Annotated in this window: 16 protein-coding genes; 5 read left to right on the plus strand and 11 right to left on the minus strand. The window is 73.2% G+C overall.

Annotation, left to right across the window (positions count from 1 at the left end):
• Positions 1-38 precede the first annotated feature (38 nt).
• From AB0N27_RS01855 to nadA, 5 genes are all read right to left on the minus strand, one after another.
• The gene (locus AB0N27_RS01855; protein ID WP_364362522.1) at positions 39-4,556 is read right to left on the minus strand and encodes a WG repeat-containing protein; all 4,518 of its coding nucleotides are present in this window, start codon (positions 4,554-4,556) and stop codon (positions 39-41) included.
• 386 nt (positions 4,557-4,942) lie between these two features.
• The gene (locus AB0N27_RS01860) at positions 4,943-5,503 is read right to left on the minus strand and encodes an XRE family transcriptional regulator (protein WP_364362523.1); all 561 of its coding nucleotides are present in this window, start codon (positions 5,501-5,503) and stop codon (positions 4,943-4,945) included.
• Between the two features lie 145 nt (positions 5,504-5,648).
• Positions 5,649-6,242: a DUF3043 domain-containing protein gene (locus AB0N27_RS01865; protein WP_364362524.1), complete on the minus strand. Its 594-nt coding sequence runs from the start codon at positions 6,240-6,242 to the stop codon at positions 5,649-5,651.
• 113 nt (positions 6,243-6,355) lie between these two features.
• Positions 6,356-7,711 carry a UDP-N-acetylglucosamine 1-carboxyvinyltransferase gene (murA, locus tag AB0N27_RS01870; RefSeq protein ID WP_364362525.1) on the minus strand — a complete coding sequence of 452 codons (1,356 nt, stop codon included), beginning with the start codon at positions 7,709-7,711 and terminating at the stop codon, positions 6,356-6,358.
• 212 nt (positions 7,712-7,923) lie between these two features.
• Complete coding sequence (gene nadA, locus AB0N27_RS01875) at positions 7,924-9,123, minus strand: quinolinate synthase NadA (RefSeq protein WP_364362526.1); 1,200 nt, start codon at positions 9,121-9,123, stop codon at positions 7,924-7,926.
• A gap of 68 nt (positions 9,124-9,191) precedes the next feature.
• On the opposite strand from nadA, the gene AB0N27_RS01880 reads away from it, so the two are divergent.
• From AB0N27_RS01880 to AB0N27_RS01890, 3 genes are all read left to right on the plus strand, one after another.
• Entirely contained in the window at positions 9,192-10,331 is a 1,140-nt protein-coding gene (locus tag AB0N27_RS01880; protein ID WP_364362527.1) for a glycerate kinase, read from the plus strand.
• A 171-nt stretch (positions 10,332-10,502) separates the two neighbouring features.
• Positions 10,503-10,871 carry an iron-sulfur cluster insertion protein ErpA gene (gene erpA, locus AB0N27_RS01885; protein ID WP_007463211.1) on the plus strand — a complete coding sequence of 123 codons (369 nt, stop codon included), beginning with the start codon at positions 10,503-10,505 and terminating at the stop codon, positions 10,869-10,871.
• A gap of 164 nt (positions 10,872-11,035) precedes the next feature.
• Positions 11,036-12,013 carry a carbohydrate kinase family protein gene (locus AB0N27_RS01890; RefSeq protein ID WP_364362528.1) on the plus strand — a complete coding sequence of 326 codons (978 nt, stop codon included), beginning with the start codon at positions 11,036-11,038 and terminating at the stop codon, positions 12,011-12,013.
• 117 nt (positions 12,014-12,130) lie between these two features.
• Here AB0N27_RS01890 and AB0N27_RS01895 read toward each other — a convergent pair whose 3' ends face one another.
• Both AB0N27_RS01895 and AB0N27_RS01900 read right to left on the minus strand, forming a co-directional pair.
• Positions 12,131-12,364 (minus strand): sulfurtransferase TusA family protein, encoded by a 234-nt coding sequence (locus tag AB0N27_RS01895; RefSeq protein ID WP_364362529.1) that lies wholly within the window; start codon positions 12,362-12,364, stop codon positions 12,131-12,133.
• A complete protein-coding gene (locus AB0N27_RS01900) occupies positions 12,361-13,512 on the minus strand; it encodes an aminotransferase class V-fold PLP-dependent enzyme (RefSeq protein WP_364362530.1) in 1,152 nt (383 codons plus the stop codon). The genes AB0N27_RS01895 and AB0N27_RS01900 overlap by 4 nt, the downstream gene beginning before the upstream one ends.
• A gap of 312 nt (positions 13,513-13,824) precedes the next feature.
• On the opposite strand from AB0N27_RS01900, the gene coxB reads away from it, so the two are divergent.
• Both coxB and AB0N27_RS01910 read left to right on the plus strand, forming a co-directional pair.
• Entirely contained in the window at positions 13,825-14,796 is a 972-nt protein-coding gene (gene coxB / locus AB0N27_RS01905) for a cytochrome c oxidase subunit II (protein ID WP_364362531.1), read from the plus strand.
• Between the two features lie 10 nt (positions 14,797-14,806).
• Positions 14,807-15,232: a cytochrome c oxidase subunit 4 gene (locus AB0N27_RS01910; protein WP_364362532.1), complete on the plus strand. Its 426-nt coding sequence runs from the start codon at positions 14,807-14,809 to the stop codon at positions 15,230-15,232.
• Between the two features lie 95 nt (positions 15,233-15,327).
• On the opposite strand, the gene AB0N27_RS01915 is transcribed toward AB0N27_RS01910, so the two are convergent.
• The 4 genes from AB0N27_RS01915 to AB0N27_RS01930 form a co-directional block, all read right to left on the minus strand.
• On the minus strand, positions 15,328-15,534 hold the full coding sequence (locus tag AB0N27_RS01915) for a hypothetical protein (protein WP_364362533.1): 207 nt from the start codon (positions 15,532-15,534) through the stop codon (positions 15,328-15,330).
• 133 nt (positions 15,535-15,667) lie between these two features.
• Positions 15,668-16,714, minus strand: a complete 1,047-nt coding sequence (gene trpD, locus AB0N27_RS01920; protein WP_357993427.1) for an anthranilate phosphoribosyltransferase — start codon at positions 16,712-16,714, stop codon at positions 15,668-15,670.
• A gap of 92 nt (positions 16,715-16,806) precedes the next feature.
• Entirely contained in the window at positions 16,807-17,202 is a 396-nt protein-coding gene (locus tag AB0N27_RS01925) for a hypothetical protein (protein ID WP_357993430.1), read from the minus strand.
• 107 nt (positions 17,203-17,309) lie between these two features.
• Positions 17,310-18,239, minus strand: coding sequence for a cytochrome c oxidase assembly protein (locus AB0N27_RS01930; RefSeq protein ID WP_364365946.1), 930 nt, complete (start codon positions 18,237-18,239; stop codon positions 17,310-17,312).
• Between the last annotated feature and the right edge of the window lie 22 nt (positions 18,240-18,261).

An 18,261-nucleotide genomic window follows, 5' to 3' on the forward strand; every position in this document is an offset into this window, starting at 1 on the left:
GACCCTAGACCCGCCAGGTGAACACCGCCGACCGGCGTTCAGAGCACCGGATTCGCGTCGGCGAGCAACCTGTCGATCTCGTCGAGCACCGCCGCGCGGTCGGGGTGCACCGGGTCGATCAGCGGCTCGGCGCGCCGGTCCAGCGCGCCCCACCGCCCGCCGGGAGTCTCGACGAGGAACGCCACCGGGTGGATGACAAGCATCGGGTACGCCGGCGGCACCAGCACCGCCCCCGTGCGGTCCACCACACCGCGCCGACCCGCCACGTCCACGACTGCCAGCCCCTCGTCGGTGAACCCGTCGATCTGCTCCCCACCGGCGAGTTCGGTGTGGAATCCGTGGTAGCGGGTCGCCACAACGATCCGGCCGGTCCGGTCGACGGCACCCCACCCCTCCCGCCGTACCGCCGCCACGCCCTTGCGGAACGGGCGCACCTCGGCGAAGTTCGGCGGCACCTGCACCGAGCCGGTGGCGTCGATGGCCGTCCAGCCGCCCTCGCCGACCACCCACGCCAGGCCGTCGCTGAACGGACGCGCCATCCGGTACGACGGAGGGATCACCGTCGTACCGAGCAGGTTGATCAGCGACCACCTGTCGGTGTCGGGGCGGCGTACCCAGGCCAGCCCGTCGTGGAACTGCTGCACCTCCGCGTACCGGGCGGGGATGACCAGGTCACCGTCCGCGTCGGTGTACCCCCACAGGGCTCCGTCCTGCCCCGGCACCGGGGGTCGGTCGCGGTCGAGGATGTCGTCCCGGCTCCTGGGGTACGGCCCGAAGCCGTCCGCCGACGCGCGGGCGGCGACCGCGTCCAGGGCCACCCGGATCCGGTCGAGCAGTTCGGCGTCGCCGGCGCCGCGCAGGTCGAGTGCCCGCTCGAAGTGGTGGCAGGCCTCCATCAGCCGGCCCTGGTCGTAGCAGGACCGTCCGGCGTGCTCGTGCAGCGCGGCCCGCAACCGGTCGGGCAGCTCGATCGAGTTCGCCCGGGCGAACAACAGGTCGGCCTCGGCGAAGTCGCCGCGCCACCGCAGCACGTGGGCGAGCCGGGCCTGGGCCAGCGCGGTCCGGCGCAGCTCGCCGGTGGCCTCGGCGTAGGTGAGGGCGAGCCGGCCGTCGGCCAGCGCGTCGTCCAGTTCGCCGAGGATCCGGGAGGCCACCGCCCGCAGGCTGAGCAGCCGCGCCCGCGCCCGGTTGTCGACGGCCGAGCCCAACTTCCCGGTCAACCGCCGCCGGATGGCCCGCAGATCGTCCGGCTCGGTCAACTCCTCCCGCAGGGTGACCGGGTCCAGCCGCCAGCGGTACGCCCCCAGGACCTGCTCCGGGTCACCCTCGTCGGCAAGCGACGGTCGTGCGGGCTCCGGCGGCGCGGCCGGCGGCGCGGACACCGGTGCGCTCTCGGCGGGAGACCCGGTCCGCGGCCCCGGAACGGCCGCGGCCGGCACATCCGACACGGGTACGTCGATTGCGGGCGGCGCGGAGACGGGCGGCGCGGAGACGGGTACGTCGATTGCGGGCGGCCCGGACACGGGTGTCGTCGGGGCGGGCGGCCCGGATGCGGGCGGCGCGGATACCGGCGTGGCCGGGGCGGGTGGTGCGGAGACCGGTCCGGACGGGAACGGCGGCGCGGACATCGGCGCTGCGGACACCGGCGCTGCCGAATCGGACCGCTCGGGGTCCTCGTCGGGCCGCGCGGAGGTCACCTCCACCGCCGGGTCGTGCTCGTCCCACGCCGGCGGCGCGGGTGGCTGGGCCGCTGCCTCGGGGTCGGCGACCTCCGTCCAGGAGCTGAAAACGTCGGGGATGGAACCGGGACGCTCGGCGTCAGGCTCGCTGCGCGGGTCGGACGGCGTGACATCCGTTGACCCGGAGACCGGGCGTGCCGGTGGGCCGGAGACCGGGTCGAGCGCCGCCGGACCGTACGCGGGTTCCCCGTCCTCGGCGACATCGTCAGCCCAGGGATCGCGGACCCAGCGTGCGTCGTCCTCATCTGTGGCCGGCGGCGCGGAGACCGGCCCGGCCGAGGTTGCCGCGGCGGGAGGCGCGGAGACGGGGCGCGCTGACGGTGTGGAGATCTGGGCCGCCGGTGGTGCGGAGACGGGCCGTGTCGGCGGGTCCGAGACGGGCGGCGCGGAGACGGGACGCTCCTGCGGTGCCGAGTCCTGGGCCGCCGGTGGTGCGGAGACGGGCCGTGTCGGCGGGTCCGAGACGGGCGGCGCGGAGACCGGGCGCACCTGCGGTGCCGAGTCCTGGGCCGCCGGTGGTGACGAGATGGGCGGCGCGGAGACCGGCGGCGCGGAGACCGGGTGTGCGGCCGGCTCGACGATCGGGTCGTCTCGTCGGCCGGTCGCCGCGCTGGCGGGCGGCTGGGCGGGCGGTGTCGACCGCTCGGGCCGGTCTCCGGTCCGTGGGGCCGCGTCGCTCGGGTCGTCGAGGATCGGCCGTCCCGCTGTGGGCGGCTGGTCCGCCGTCGTACCGTCCCGGTCGGACTCCGCCGTCTGGGCGGGGCTGAACCAGGCGTCCGGCCCCCGCACCGGTGCCTCGGCCGACTCGGTGGCGGGCGGTACCGACGGTTCCGAGGGCGGTGGTGGGACGTAGCGACGCGGCACGCCCGGGGCGATCGGGAGCGCCGGTTCGGCGTCCGCCGACGGCGCGGTGGCCTCCGGGGGCGCCGACGGCGTGGTTCGGTCCGGCTGCTGCCAGGCGGGCGGGGCCGGTTCACCGACCGGCCGCGCCTCGGGTGCCCGCTCCGCGCTGCGCCGTTCGTCGTCGGCCTGGCGGTTCGCCTGGCTCACACCTGGGTAGCGCGGCGGCGCGGCCGGCGGGGCCGAGGCCGTCGGCGCCGGGCCGGACGGCGTCCGACGCTCGCCCGACGGCGGCGACGACGGCGGCGACGACTGGGGCTGCGGAGGCGTCTGCGGCTGCTCGTCGGGCAGCGGTGGATCCACGGGCGCGGGCAGGAACTCCAGCCGGAGGCGGGCGGCCGGTGGACCGGAGACGGGTCCGTCGGTCGCCGGCGAGACGGGGGCAGCCGAGACCGGCCGGTCCCGGTCGGGGCGAGCGGGTGGGAGGTGCTCGGCCGGCCGGTGCCCGTAATCCGTCGACGCGGGGGAGACCGGTGCGGCCGAGACCGGTCGGTCCCATCCGGGTGTCGCGGCCGGCGGGACGGGCGCGGGGGACACCTGCCGTTCCGGGCGCGCGGGAGTGGCCCGGCCCGGCGTGGCGGGGGACACGGGTGCCGACGGCGTCGGAGCGGCCCGACCGTGGCTGGGCGGCGGTGGCGGGGCGGCCGCCGGACGTGCCTGTCGTTCGTCGTACCGGGGCGGTGGGGCCGGCGCGCGCTCGGAACGGGCGGCGGGTCGCGCCGCGACGCCGGGTTCGGCGGGCCTGTGCGGCTCGGGGCGGGGACCGGTCTCGCGGGCGCGGTCCTGACGCACCGGGCCCGGGGGCGGCCACGGCAGGTCGCCGTCCGGCCGGTGACCGGGCCGTGGGCGGGCCTCGTGGTAGGTGTCCGGCCGTACCTCCTCGCGGGGACGCCGGTCCGGGTACGTCTCGGCGCGGGCCGCCGCCTCGCGTGGCTGCTGCCGGTGCGGGTCGGTGTCGGGGCGCCGACGCTCGTCGTCCCTGCGCGGCTGGCCCGTCGTCTCCGGGTCGGGCCGGCGGCGGCGTCCCTCGTCGGGTGTCCGCGGTGCGCCGGCGCCCTCGTCCGGGCGGTGACGCGAGCGGCTGTCCACGGGCGCCCACTGGCCCGCGCCCTCGGCGGCCCAGCCTTCGACCGGGCGACCGTCGTGACCCCGGGCGGGGCGGGGTCCGTACCCGTCGGAGGGGTGCCGGTCGTAGCCGGCGGCCGGGCGGTCCTGCGTGCCACGGCGGCGCGGCGGCTCCTCGGGTTCCGGCACCCAGCCGGAATCGACGCGGGGAGCGGGGGAGACCGGCTGCGTGCCCGGGTATCCCCGGTCCCGTTCGGCCGGCTCGTGCCGGGACCGGCGACTGTCGTACCGCTCGGTGGCGGGCTGGTCGCGGTGCCAGGCGGCTTCGCGGGCCGGTGCGCGCTCGTCGCCGGGGCGTCGGTCGGACCAGGCGGTCCGCCGGTCCGGCTCGGAACGGCGGTCGTCGCGGCGGGGTGGCTCGGGAAGTGGCCGCCGGTACGGCTCGTGGTCGTAGTGGCGGGTGTCGGTGGAGTGGCCGTGGCCGGACGCCTCGGCCGGACGTTCGTCGCCGCGCAGGCGGCCGTAGCCGTTGTCGTCGTCAACCCGCGATCGGCCGTGGGGCTGCTCCTCGTCGGGCCAGGACCGGCCGTACGGGTCCTGCTCGGCCGGGGGTTCGTCGGCCCACGACCGGCCCAGGTAGGTGCCGTCGGGGCGGGTGGGCGCCAGTGGTGGCACGTCGGTACGGCCGACCACTGTCGCCCGGCCACGGGACGGCGGGGGTGGCTGGTGGGACATCCCGATGTCGCCGGGGTAGCGCTGGCCGGGGAACTGGGGATGCCACTCGGTGGTCGGTTCGAGCACCCAGGACGGTTCGTTCGGGTCCCGCCACCGGTCGGTGTAGCGGCCGCTCATCCGTCGAGCCCGTCGCCGCACCCGACCGCTCGGTCGATCCCCGCCGGTGGTGGGCCGTCCGCGTTCGTACGCCGGTGACCGCCGGGCGTCCGGTCGCCGCCTGCCACGCCCCGGTGGCCGGCTCGCGTCCGCTCGCTCACGGCGTTGTCACCTCGTTGCAAATTGTCGCGCTGGGGCCTCGCGTACCGGTTCCGGTTCGCCCGTCCCGGCAGGGTGTGGCTGCGGATGGAGGGTAACGGCGTGGGCTCTCCCACCGCCACTGTGGCACCGCCCACGGGCGCAAACGTTATCCCATAGTTTCGGACATTTGGGTCTATAACCGAATCTGGCTTTCGACGATACTCCCACCGTCGAGCCGGGGCCGGGGCGGTACGCCCGCCCGAGGCTCAGGGATGCTCCATGACGAGGACCGCGACGGTGCCGGGCGCCAGCGCCTCGTAGCGGTGCGGCGCGTCGCCGGGAAACGCCGCGTAGTCGCCGGGCTCGATCTCGACCGGGCCCGACTCGGGGCCCACCCGCAGCCGTCCGGCGGCCAGCACCACATGCTCGACGCTGCGCGGTGTGTGCGCGTCGGCGGTCCGGATCGCGCCCGGCTCCAGCTTGATCAGATAGATGTCCCGGCGCAGGTGCGCCGCGCCGGCGCTGAGCAGGCTGCCGGTGAAGTCGGCCTGCTCGGAGCCGACCTGCGGCCCGTCGCCGGCCCTGATCACCCGCACGCCGCCCGTGGCCGGCTCGACCAGTTGGCCGAGCGGCACGTTGAGCGCCCTGCTGAGCGCCCACAGCGTCTCCATGCTCGGGTTGCCGGTGCCCGACTCCAGTTGGGAGAGTGTGGACTTCGCGACCCCGGCCCGGCGAGCGAGCTCGGTAAGCGAGATGCCCACCCGTTCGCGTTCCCGACGCAGGGCCCCGGCGATGGTGGCGAGGGGGCCGTCCGGCTCAGCGGGCATGGCTGCGCTCCAGGGATCAGTGTTCGTCGGCCGACCAGCGACAACCTGTTCACCAGGGTGAACTACGCGTACGGTACAACGAACATCCGGGCCCCGGATGCTTCGTGACGGGCTTGGGCCGATGCCGCTCGCGCGGCGCGGGCGCTCAGACCTTGTCGCCCAGATTCACCTGGGGAGCCGGCGCGCGCATCCGCCGGAACGTGATCGACCGCATCACCGCGTACAGGTAGAGCGAACCCATCCGCTGGTCGGTCTTCGGGAAGCGCTCGCGGACCAGCTTGCCGATCTTGCGGCAGATCAGCACGGAGTCGATCACCACGCCCAGCGCCAACGCGCCCCAGAGCAGGTTGGAGATCAGCCGCACCGGGGCCGGCATCGCCGCGTTCGACCCGATCAGCACGATCAGCGCGCCGCCGAAGAACCAGGTGCCCACGGTACGACGGGAGTCGACCACGTTGCGCGCCAGCAGCCGCTCCGGGCCCCTGTCGCGGGGGCCACCCTCGCGGCGGAACTCCGACGCGGCCTCGGCACGCAGCTGGCGGCGGCGCTCCCGCTCCTCCTCCTTGGTCAGAGGACGGCTGGGGCCGGCCGGGCGACGGCCGACGGTGGGCCGCTTCGGAGTCTCGCGACCCTTGGCCGGGGTGTAACCCCGGGGACGGTCGGCGGTCTCCTCGGGGGTCACCGAGGTGACGGCCTCGTCGACGAGGTCGGTGGACTTGCGGCGAAAGAGCGACGGCACGCGGCAAGGGTAGCCAACGACAGGAGCCCGGTGCACATCGCGGTACAGCGGCCGACGGCTCCAGGCCGCGGTGCGACCTGGAGCCGTCGTCGTCGAACGATTGGTGCTCGGCGTTACGGACGCTCGGCGTGCGCGCCCAGGTCGGCGAGCTTGGCCTCGAAGTCCTCGTAGCCCCGGTTGATCAGGTCGACGCCGTACACCCGGGAGGTGCCCTCGGCCGCGAGCGCCGCGATCAGGTGGCTGAACCCGGCCCGCAGGTCGGGGATGATCAGCTCGGCGGCGTGCAGCTTGCTCGGCCCGGCGATGACCGCCGAGTGCTTGAAGTTGCGCCGGCCGAAGCGGCACGGGGTGCCACCGAGGCAGTCCCGGTAGACCTGGATGTTGGCGCCCATCGAGTTCAGTGCCTCGGTGTAGCCCAGCCGCTGCTCGTACACCGTCTCGTGGACGATCGACAGGCCGCGGGCCTGGGTCAGCGCCACGACCAGCGGCTGCTGCCAGTCGGTCATGAAGCCGGGGTGCACGTCGGTCTCCAGCGCCACCGCGTTCAGCTCGCCACCGGGGTGCCAGAAGCGGATGCCGCCCTCCTGGCCCGGGTCGCCCAGCTTCGGAGCGCGGGCGTCGGTGACCTCGTACTCGCCGCCGACCGACCGGAAGATGTTCAGGAAGGTCATCATGTCGGCCTGCTGCGCGCCGAGCACCTCGACGTGGCCACGGGTGGCCAGCGCGGCGGCGGCCCAGCTCGCCGCCTCGATCCGGTCCGGGATCGGCCGGTGCGTGTAGCCGTGCAGCTTCGGCACGCCCTGGATCTCGATCACCCGGTCGGTGTGCACCTTGATGATCGCGCCCATCTTCTGCAGGATGCAGATCAGGTCGATGATCTCCGGCTCCACCGCGGCGTTACGCAGCTCGGTGACACCCTCGGCCATCACCGCGGTCAGCAGCACCTGCTCGGTGGCGCCGACACTCGGGTATGGCAGGGCGAACTTGGTGCCGTGCAGCCCGTTCGGCGCGGACAGGTGCAGGCCCTCGGGCCGCTTGTCGACAGTCGCGCCGAACTCGCGCAGCGCCTGCAGGTGGAAGTCGATCGGACGCGGGCCGATGTGACAGCCGCCCAGGTCCGGAATGAACGCGTGCCCGAGCCGGTGCAGCAGCGGACCGCAGAACAGGATCGGGATCCGGCTCGACCCCGCGTGAACGTTGATCTGGTCGGTGCTCGCGCTCTCCACGTTCGCGGGGTCGAAGACGAGCTCGCCGTCCTCGACGCCGTCGGTCACCTTGACGCCGTGCAGACCGAGCAGACCCCGGACCACCTCGACGTCACGGATCTTGGGCACGTCGAACAGCCGGCTCGGGGTGTCGCCGAGCAGCGCGGCGACCATCGCCTTCGAAACCAGGTTCTTCGCGCCGCGCACGCGGATCCGCCCTTCAAGCGGAGTGCCTCCGTGCACGATCAGGACGTCGTCGGTCAACGCAACCTCCAGCGCTTCGGTGCTGCTGTGTTGATGGTGGGGAGCGTGAACCTTGTCGCTACCCCGGATGCGGCCATATCGAAACGGCCCGCTCGCGTCGTCGCTCCGGCAGCATAGCCCTCGGTGACGAAAAAGGACTCGGTCAGACCGGCGTGTGTGGCATTAATCGGTGATCCGGCACTTTTGCGTACCAACGGCGCTACGGAAAGTGATCAGCCGGCGCTCGGTGGCGGAGTGTCCGCGCCGGGCAGGGCGAGCATCTGGTCCAGTGCCACCCGGGCGTGGTGGGCGGTGTCGGCGTCCACCGTGATCTGGTTGACCACCCGGCCCGCGACCAGCTCCTCCAAGGCCCAGACCAGGTGCGGCAGGTCGATCCGGTTCATCGTCGAGCAGTAGCAGACGGCCTTGTCCAGGAACATGATCTGCTTGTCCGGGTGCGCCAGCGCGAGCCGGCGGACCAGGTTCAGCTCGGTCCCCAACGCCCACGCCGAGCCGGCCGGCGCCGCCTCGATCGTCTTGATGATGTATTCCGTGGAACCGACGTAGTCGGACGCGGTGACCACCTCGTGCCGGCACTCCGGGTGGACCAGCACGTTGACGCCGGGCACCCGCGCCCGTACGTCGTTGACGCTGTCGAGCGTGAACCGGCCGTGCACCGAGCAGTGCCCCCGCCAGAGGATCATCTTGGCGTCGCGCAGCTGCTCCGGGGTCAGCCCGCCACCGGGCTTGTGCGGGTCGTAGAGCACGCAGTCGTCAAGCGACAGGCCCATCTCCAGCACCGCCGTGTTGCGGCCCAGGTGCTGGTCGGGCAGGAAGAGCACCTTCTGCCCCTGCTCGAACGCCCAGTCCAGGGCGCGCTTGGCGTTGGAGGAGGTGCAGACCACGCCTCCGTTGCGGCCGACGAAGCCCTTGATGTCGGCCGAGGAGTTCATGTACGTCACCGGGACCGTCTCGCCGGCGATGCCCAGCTCGGTCAGCGTGTCCCAGGCGGCCTCGACCTGCCCCAGCACGGCCATGTCCGCCATCGAACAGCCCGCCGCGAGGTCGGGCAGGATCACCCGCTGGGTGTCGGTGGTGAGGATGTCGGCGCTCTCGGCCATGAAGTGCACGCCGCAGAAGACGATGTACTCCGCGTCCGGACGGGCCGCCGCCTCCCGGGCCAGCTTGAACGAGTCGCCTGTCACGTCCGCGAACTGGATCACCTCGTCGCGCTGGTAGTGGTGCCCCAGCACGAAGACCTTGCTGCCCAGCTTCGCCTTCGCGGCAGTGGCGCGGGCCACCAGATCCGGATCGCTGGGCGCCGGCAGATCGCCCGGACACTCGACGCCGCGCTCGGTGTCGGGGTCGCTGCCCCGGCCGAGCAGCAGCAGAGCCGTCGCCGTGTTGGAGGGTTCCACCCAGGTCGAAGTCACGTAGCCCATGGTCCCACAGCGCGAGCGCGGCGCAGCTTCGCTCGGTGTGGGCTGCCACACTGCTCGGCATGCGCGTGCTGCTCTGCCCGGACAAGTTCGCCGGCACCCTGTCCGCACCGGAGGTGGCCGACGCGGTGGCCGCCGGTTGGCGCTCCGTCGCCGACGGCGATGACCTGCTGATCCGGCCCCTCGCCGACGGCGGGCCGGGCTTCGTGGAGGTGCTCGCCGACGCCCTCGACGGGCGGCGCGTGCCGGTGCCGACCGTCGACCCGCTGGGACGTCCGGCGGCAGGTGAGATCCTGCTCACCGCCGACGGCTCGACCGCCTACCTGGAGAGCGCCCAGGCGTGCGGGCTGCACCTGCTGTCGGTGGCCGAACGCGACCCGAAGACCACCACCTCGTACGGGCTGGGTCTGCTGGTGGCCGCCGCGGTGGAGAGCGGGGCGCGGACGGTGGTGATCGGGCTGGGCGGCTCGGCCACCAACGACGCCGGCGCCGGGATGCTCGCCGCGCTGGGCGTGACGCCACTGGACGCCGCGGGCGCCGCGCTGCCGTACGGCGGGGCGGCCCTGGCCCTGGTCGACGCCCTCGACGGCGCGCCCCGGCTGCGTGACGCCCGTCTGGTCGCCGCCACCGACGTGGACAACCCGCTGCTCGGCCTGCACGGCGCGAGCAACGTGTTCGGCCCGCAGAAGGGCGCCGACCGCGCCGACGTGCTGCTGCTCGACGCCGCCCTGGAACGTTTCGCGGCGGTCCTGGAGCGGGACCTGCCCGGCTGTCCCGCCGGGCTCGGCGCCCTGCCCGGCGGCGGTGCCGCGGGTGGGCTCGGCGCGGCGATCCTCGCCCTGGGCGGCGGCTGCGAGTCGGGCATCGGCCTGGTCACCAGGGCCACCGCGCTGGACGCCGCGCTGGACGCCGCCGACCTGGTGATCACCGGGGAGGGGTCCTTCGACCACCAGTCGCTGCGCGGCAAGGTGGTCGCCGGGGTGGCCGGCGCGGCCCGCGACCGGGGTGTGCCCTGCGTGGTGGTGGCCGGCCAGGTCAGCACCGGCCGTCGCGAGGCCGCGTCCGCCGGGGTCACCGACGCGTACAGCCTGGTGGACCACTTCGGCGGGGAACAGGCCGGCGGGCTCGACGCCGCGCTGAGCCGCCCCGCGGACGGACTGCGCGAGATGGGCGCCCGACTGGCCCGGCAGTGGAGCCGCTGAGCGCCGCCTGTCGCCCCGTCGACCGGGCCGACCTGCGGCGGCGATCACGCCACGCGGGTGCACCAGGCCGAGGCGGCGTACGATCGGGAGAGGACCACAACCGGGAATCATTGGTCGGCGCGTGACGTTGGCCAGTGCGTCCGGACCCAAACCGCGCAGGGAGACTTCCACGTGACCACGCCAGCGCAGACCGAGTCGACCGAGGCCCAGGCCCCTACTTCCGTCGTCCTCACCGACGTCGCGGCGCAGAAGGTCAAGGCCCTGATCGAGCAGGAGGGCCGCGACGACCTGCGGCTCCGCGTCGCGGTGCAGCCGGGTGGCTGCTCCGGCCTGCGGTACCAGCTGTTCTTCGACGAGCGTTCGCTCGACGGTGATGTCGTCACCGATTTCGGTGGTGTCGAGGTCGTCGTCGACCGGATGAGCGCCCCGTACCTGTCCGGCGCGACGATCGACTTCGCCGACCGGATCGACGCCCAGGGCTTCACCATCGACAACCCCAACGCGGGCAACTCCTGCGCCTGCGGCGACTCGTTCAACTGAGTCACGCGCCACGCACCAGCGACGACGGGGCCGTCCTTCGGGGCGACCCCGTCGTCGTGCCGGGGAGCGGTCCCGACCGGTAGTCGTTGTCCGACCGACCGGACACCACCGGTTCACGGGGCCGGTAGGCTGACCGCGCCCTGCTCCCGACCCCGAGGGTTGACATGAAGATCGCCGTGACCGGCTCGATCGCCACCGATCATCTGATGAGCTTCCCCGGTCGCTTCGCCGACCAGCTCATCGCCGATCAGCTGCACAAGGTGTCCCTCTCCTTCCTGGTGGACGATCTGGTGCTCCGCCGTGGCGGTGTGGCGGCGAACATCTCCTTCGGCATGGGGCAGCTGGGCCTGCGCCCGGTGCTGCTCGGGGCGGTCGGCGCCGACTTCGCCGACTACCGCTCCTGGCTGGAGCGGCACGGCGTCGACTGTGATTCGGTGCACGTCAGCGAGGTGGCGCACACCGCGCGGTTCGTCTGCACCACCGACACCGACATGTGCCAGATCGCCTCGTTCTACGCGGGCGCGATGAGTGAGGCCCGCAACATCGAGCTGGCCCCGGTAGCCGACCGCCTCGGCGGTCTGGACCTGGTGCTGGTCAGCGCCAACGACCCCGAGGCGATGCTGCGCCACTCGGCCGAGTGCCGCACCCGCGGGTACGCGTTCGCCGCCGACCCGTCGCAGCAGCTCGCCCGGATGGGCGGCGAGGACGTGGTGGCCCTGATCGAGGGTGCCGAGTACCTGATGACCAACGACTACGAGAAGTCGCTGTTGCAGAGCAAGGCGCAGCTCAGCGACGACCAGCTGCTGGACCTGGTCAAGGTGCGGGTCACCACGCTGGGCAAGCACGGCGTGGAGATCGCTGGACGTGGCATCGACCCGATCCACGTGCCGATCGCGCGGGAGATCCGGGCTGTCGACCCGACCGGGGTGGGGGACGGCTTCCGGGCCGGCTTCTTCACCGCGCTGTCCTGGGGCGTCGGCCTGGAGCGCGCCGCCCAGGTCGGCTCCCTGCTGGCCACGCTGGTCCTGGAGACGGTGGGAACCCAGGAGTACGACATCCGCCGCGACCTGTTCGTCAAGCGCCTGGCCGAGTCCTACGGCGACACCGCAGCCGACGAGATCCGCCCCCACCTGATCCCGTAACCCCGCCCACACCCTCGGCGATCTTGCACTTTCTGCGGGGACAAAAGCCCGCAGAAGCCGCGAAATGGCAACCGCAAACGCAAGATCGCCGGGGGAGTGCCGGGGTCGGGGCCGGGGTCAGTGCAGGCGGCGGACGTCGTAGGCGGGGCCTTCGGGGCCGCTTATGGCTCCCAGGAACTCCTGGCCGCGCATCCGGCACCAGGCGGGGATGTCGACAGCCGCGGCCGGGTCGTCGGCGAGCACCCGCACGACAGCCCCGATGGGCACCTGGGGCATCCGCCGGGCCGCCGCGATCACCGGCAGTGGGCAGCGCTGGCCCCGGCAGTCGAGCACCTCGTCGGGCATCGTCACAGCCCCACCACCCCGGCCTCGGCGCGCAGCCCCGCGACGATCCCGGGCAGCTCGGCGAGGAACCGCTCCACGTCCGCCTCGGTCGTCTCCCGGTGCAGGCTGACCCGGACGTTGCCGTGCGAGAGCACCCCCATCGCCTCCAGCACGTGTGAGGGCCGCAGCGTGGACGACGTGCAGGACGAGCCGGACGACACCGCGAAGCCCCGCCGGTCCAGCGCGTGCAGCAGCGTCTCGCCGTCGACGTACAGGCAGGAGAACGTCACCAGGTGGGGGAGCCGCAGCACCGGGTCGCCGACCACCTCCACGTCGGGCACCTCCGCCGCGACCCTCGCCCGGATCCGATCCACAAGCGGCGCCAACCTGGCCTCCTCGGCCGCGGCGTCGGCCGCCGCCGCGCGCAGGCTCGCCGCCGCCGCCACCACCGCGGGCAGATTCACCACCCCGGGGGTACGACCACCCTCCCGCTCGTCGGCCGGCCACGGTGACTCCCAGCGGGTGCCCTTGCGCACCGCCAGCACACCCACCCCGGGCGGGCCGCCCCACTTGTGCGCGCTGGCGGTGAGCACCGACCAGCCGGCGGGAAGCGGCACCCGGCCGACCGACTGCGCCGCGTCGACGTACAGCGGCACCCCGGCGTCGGCGCAGGCGGCGGCGGCCTCGGCGACCGGTTGCACGGTGCCCACCTCGTGGCTGGCGCTGATCAGGGCGGCCAGCGCGACACCTGGAGCGCCGACGGCAGCCGACCAGGCGTCCAGGTCCAGCCGGCCCAGCCGGTCGACAGGCACCTCGTCGGCGGCACCACCCGCCGCGACGTGCCGTTCGGCGGCGTGCAGCACAGCGGAGTGCTCGATCGCCGAGTGCACGAGCGTCGACCCGACCCGGCGCCGCCCGGCCAGGCCACCGAGCACCGCGCCGTGCGCGGCAGTCGTACCGCTGGACGTGAAGGACACCTCGTCGGCGCGGACGCCGAGCGTCTGCGCGGTGGCCTCGCGGGCCGCGTCGAGCAGCTGCCGGGCGCGGCGGGCCTGGGTGTAGAGCTTCCCGGGGTCGGCCCAGCCGTCGTCGAGGGCGGCCAGCAGCGCCTGCCGGGCGACCGGATGCGCCGGCGCGGCGGTCGCCGCGTCCAGGTAGACCGGGGATGCGCTCACGGGACCTCTGCTCCTCGCGCTCACGGGGCTTCCATTGTTCGCGGCTGTGGGGCTCGCAAACCCGGCTCACTCCTCGCGCTCACGGGGCTTCCTTTGTTCGCGGCTGCGGGGCTCGCAAACCCGGCTCACTCCTCGCGCTCACGGATCCCCACGCTATCGCGGCGGTATGCCCAGGATCCCCCCGATGGGGGCGGACAGTGACCCCACCACGGCCGAGTCCGTCATGGTCGAGTAATCTGCGACCGTCGGTGACGCCTTTGCCGTCGGTGCCGAGGAAAGACGCACCGCGGCGCGCTAGGGAGGCAGGACCAGGTGGTCGCAAGGAGTTCGGAGGTACGGCCGTCGGCCGTACGGCACAGCGCTTCCCCAGGGGCCGGTGGGCGCCGGCGGCGCGGTGCTGGTCGGCTGGCCGGGCTCGGTCTCGGTGGCGTCGCGCTGCTGGTCCTGCTCACGGGCTGTGACGTCGGTGCGGCGTTCGACGGCTTCGGCTGGCCGCAGGGGGGCATCTCGGCGGAGTCCCGGCGGATGTACGACCTGTGGATCGCCTCCTGCATCGCCGCCCTGGCGGTAGGTGTGTTCGTGTGGGGCCTGATCTTCTGGTGCGTCGTGCGCTACCGCAAGCGCGGCAACGCGCTGCCGGTGCAGACCCGCTACAACATGCCGATGGAGTTCCTCTACACCATCGCGCCGATCCTGATCGTCTCGGTGCTCTTCTACTACACGGCGATCGTGCAGACCGACGTGGACAAGCTGTCGAAGAACCCGGACGTCACGGTCGAGGTCGTCGCGTTCAAGTGGAACTGGCAGTTCAACTACCGCGACGGTCAGGGCGTGGACGCCAAGACCACCGCGTCGACGCTCGGCACCAGCGAGGTCATCCCGGTGCTGGTGCTGCCGACGAACCGGTCGATCCGGTTCGAGGAGACCAGCCGCGACGTCATCCACTCCTTCTGGGTGCCGGAGATGCTCTTCAAGCGGGACGTCATGCCGGGCAAGATCCGCAACGTGTTCGAGGTCTCCAGCCTGGAGACCGAGGGCGCCTACGTCGGGCGCTGCGCCGAACTGTGCGGCAGCTACCACGCGTTCATGAACTTCGAGCTGCGTGTCGTCTCGCCGGAGAAGTACGACCAGTTCCTGGCGGCCAAGCAGAGCGGTAAGTCGACGCAGGACGCGCTCTCCGCGATCGGCGAGGAGCCGTACGCGGAGACCACGCGGCCGTTCGACACCCGGCGGACGCAGAGCAACTTCAACCCGGACGACGCTCCGGCCTTCCCGGGAAGCTGAGGGCAGCCGCATGAAGACCGAGTGGCGTATCTTCCTGATCATCGCCGGGTTCCTCTTCGGCGCCACCATCCTCTACGCCGCGTGGACCAACGGTGCGTCCGGTGGCATCGAGTGGGTGGGCACCGTCGCCCTGCTGCTGTCGTTCCTGCTCTGCACGATGTGCGGTGGCTTCTTCTGGTTCGTCTCCCGCCGGATCGACCTGCGTCCGGAGGACCGCCCGGACGCCGAGATCGCCGACGGCGCCGGTGAGGTCGGCTTCTTCAGCCCGGGCAGCTACTGGCCGTTCGGTCTGGCGCTGGCCGCCGCGATCGCCGCGCTCGGCCTGGTGTTCTGGCAGTACTGGCTGATCGGCGCCGGCCTGGTGGCTGTCGTCTTCGCCGCCTGCGGGCTGCTGTTCGAGTACTACACAGGCACCCGCCGCACCGCCGAGCACTGATCCACCCGGTCGCCGTCGCGGCCGGCCCTGAACGCCACGAAGGCCCGTTCCCCGGTGGGGGAGCGGGCCTTCGTCATACCCCCGGCCCGGACGGGTCAGGCGGCGCGGCGACGGGCCGGCGGACGGTGTCGACGGTCGGCCAGCCGGGTGACCGGGGACGCGAACGTGGCGACCACCACCGCGGCACCGCAGCCGGTGCAGATCAGCTCGGGACAGTCGGTGCCGTGGCCGTCGACGCAGGGCGGCGCCTCGAACGCTGCCACGCCCTCGCAGACGTCGCAGTAGAGCTCGCGGTGCGACACGGGCGTCTCCTCTCACTCCGGGCGAACCGCTCCCGGGATGCGACAGCAGCGCACGGACGGGAGCGGAGAACTACTCGGCTGTACTTTCCCACCCGGGTCCGACAATTCCCCGCCCGGGACCCCGGCCGCGGGGTCAGACGGCGGTGGCGGTGCCGATCCAGCGGTCCAGGCTCGCCGCAGCCGCCCCGGAGTCGATCGACTCGGCGGCCCGGTCCAGGCCGGCGCGCAGCGCCTCGGTCAGGTCACCGTCCAACGGCCCCTGGGTGGCCAGCGCCGCCGCCGCGTTGACAAGCACCGCGTCCCGGACCGGACCGGTCTCACCGGCCAGCAGACGACGGGCCACGCCGGCGTTGTAGGCGGCGTCACCGCCGCGCAGGTCCGCGAGGGTGGACCGGGGCACCCCGAGGTCCGTGGCATCCAGCACGGCCTCGCGTACGGTGCCGCCCTGCGCCACCCACACCCGGGTCGGCGCGGCGGTGGTGAACTCGTCAAGCCCGTCCTCGCCGCGCATCACGATCGCCGAGTCGCCACGGGCGGCGAACACGCTTGCCATCACCGGGGCCATCCGGGAGTCGAAACAACCGACCGCGCCGGCCCGGGGGCGGGCCGGGTTGGTCAGCGGGCCGAGGAAGTTGAAGAAGGTGGGCACGCCCACCTCACGGCGGACCGGACCGGCGTGCCGCATCCCGGGGTGGAACCGGGCCGCGAAGCAGAACCCGATGCCTGCCTCCTCGACACAGCGGGCCACCTGCTCCGGGCCGAGGTCCAGTGGGATGCCGAGGAACTCCAGCAGGTCGGCGGTGCCGCACAGCGAGGAGGCGGCCCGGTTGCCGTGCTTGACGACGCGTACGCCCGCGCCGGCCACCACCAGCGCCGTCATCGTGGAGATGTTCACCGTGTGGGCGAGGTCACCGCCGGTGCCGACCACGTCGAGCGCGGTACGGCGCAGATCCTCGGAGAGCACCACCGGGACCGAGCGGCCCAGCATCGCCTCCACCAGACCGGCCAGCTCGGCTGGCGTCTCACCCTTGGCCCGCAGCGCCACGGCGAACGCGGCGATCTGCGCCGGACTTGCCGAACCGGTCATGATCTCGTCCATCGCCCAGGCGGTGTCGGCGGTGGTCAGCTCCTCGCCGCGCAGCAGCGCGTTGAGCAGGTGCGGCCAGGTCCGATCGCCCATGGCGGGCCTCCCGAGCGTACGAAGTGCGGGTGGGCTGGAACCGGCGCCGACTCGTCCGGCGCCGGGGTGACGGTGCCGGAGGGCGGGGGACGTCAGGCGGGTGCGTGCGTCCGCAGCAGCTCGGCCACCGTGCCTCCGGTGGTCACCGGGTCGAGCGGGTGCACCAGCGTGGCGTCGACCTCGGCGTACGCGGCCAGCCATCGGTCGGCGGCGCGGGCGATCACGAGGCAGGTCGGGGGAGCGTCCTCCCGGTCGTCCTTGATCTGCCGGGCGATGCCGATGCCGCCGCCGGGGCTGGCCTCACCGTCGAGCAGCAGCAGGTCGATCTCGTAGTCGTCGACCAGCCGGATGGTCTCGGCGTACGTCGACGCGTCGACGAACTCGATGCGCAGCCCTGGCGCGGGCCGGGTGCCGACGGCGAGCCGCATCCGGTCCCGGACCTGCGGGTCGTCGCTGTAGAGCAAAACGGTGCAAAGACGATCGCTCATGCCGGCACTCCGCTTCCACCTCGTAGCTGCCCGCCGATCGTACCGGTCGACGTGACGCAGTCGACACCGCGCCCGACGCCGTCCGGTCGGCGTACCGTCTGCGCAGCTCAGACGGCCGCGGGCCCGGCGGCGCGCTCGCGGGCCTCCTGGCGGTCCAACTCGCGGTCGACCCGGCGGGCCTCCCGTTCGGACTGCTTGACCCACTGCACGACAAGCACGGCGAGCATGGTGACGCTGACGAACTCGCCGCCGGCCCACAGGATGCCGCCGGCGACCACCTGGTCGTCCCAGGGGTCGGACCAGCTCAGGTTGAGCGACGGGTACCAGTCGCCGCCGAAAAGGGTGCTGCTCTGCATGATGGTGAGCCCGAGCACTGTGTGGAACGGCACGGAGAGAAGCATCAGCAGCGCCCGCGCCGGGTAGGGCCAGCGGCCGGGCAGCGGGTCGAGGCCGAGCAGCGGCCAGAAGAACACGCAGCCGGTCAGGATGAAGTGCGCGTGCACCAGCTCGTGCGCCCACGCGTGCTCCAGGGTGAAGCGGTACAGATCACTGAAGTACAGCGCGAACGGGTTGACCACGAAGATGGCGAACGCCACAAGCGGGAAGCTGTAAACCCGGGCGACGCGGCTGTGCACGATCGCCAGCAGCCGCTTGCGCGGCCCGACCGGCAGGGTGCGCAGGGCAAGCGTCATCGGCGCGCCGAGCGCCAGGAAGATCGGCGCCACCATGGAGAGCACCATGTGCTGGATCATGTGCACCGACAGCAGCGCGGTGTCGTACGCGTGCAGTCCGCTGATCGTGACCACCGCGATGCCGCCCAGGCCGGGGCCGAGGAAGAACACCGTCCGGGCGACCGGCCAGCGGTCGCCGCGTACGCGCAGCCGGTGCACTCCGTAGAGGTACAGACCGGCGGCGAGCACCAGGCCCAGGGCCAGCCAGCTGTCCAGCCTGGTCTCGGTCAGCACCCGACCGACGGTGAACGGCGGCGGAGCCGAGGTGGCGGCGAAGATCGGATCGACGTGCAGCACGCTTTTCAGGCTAGGCCAGGCGAACCGGACC

The sequence above is a fragment of the Micromonospora sp. NPDC093244 genome (genome assembly GCF_040683695.1).
GTDB lineage: Bacteria > Actinomycetota > Actinomycetes > Mycobacteriales > Micromonosporaceae > Micromonospora.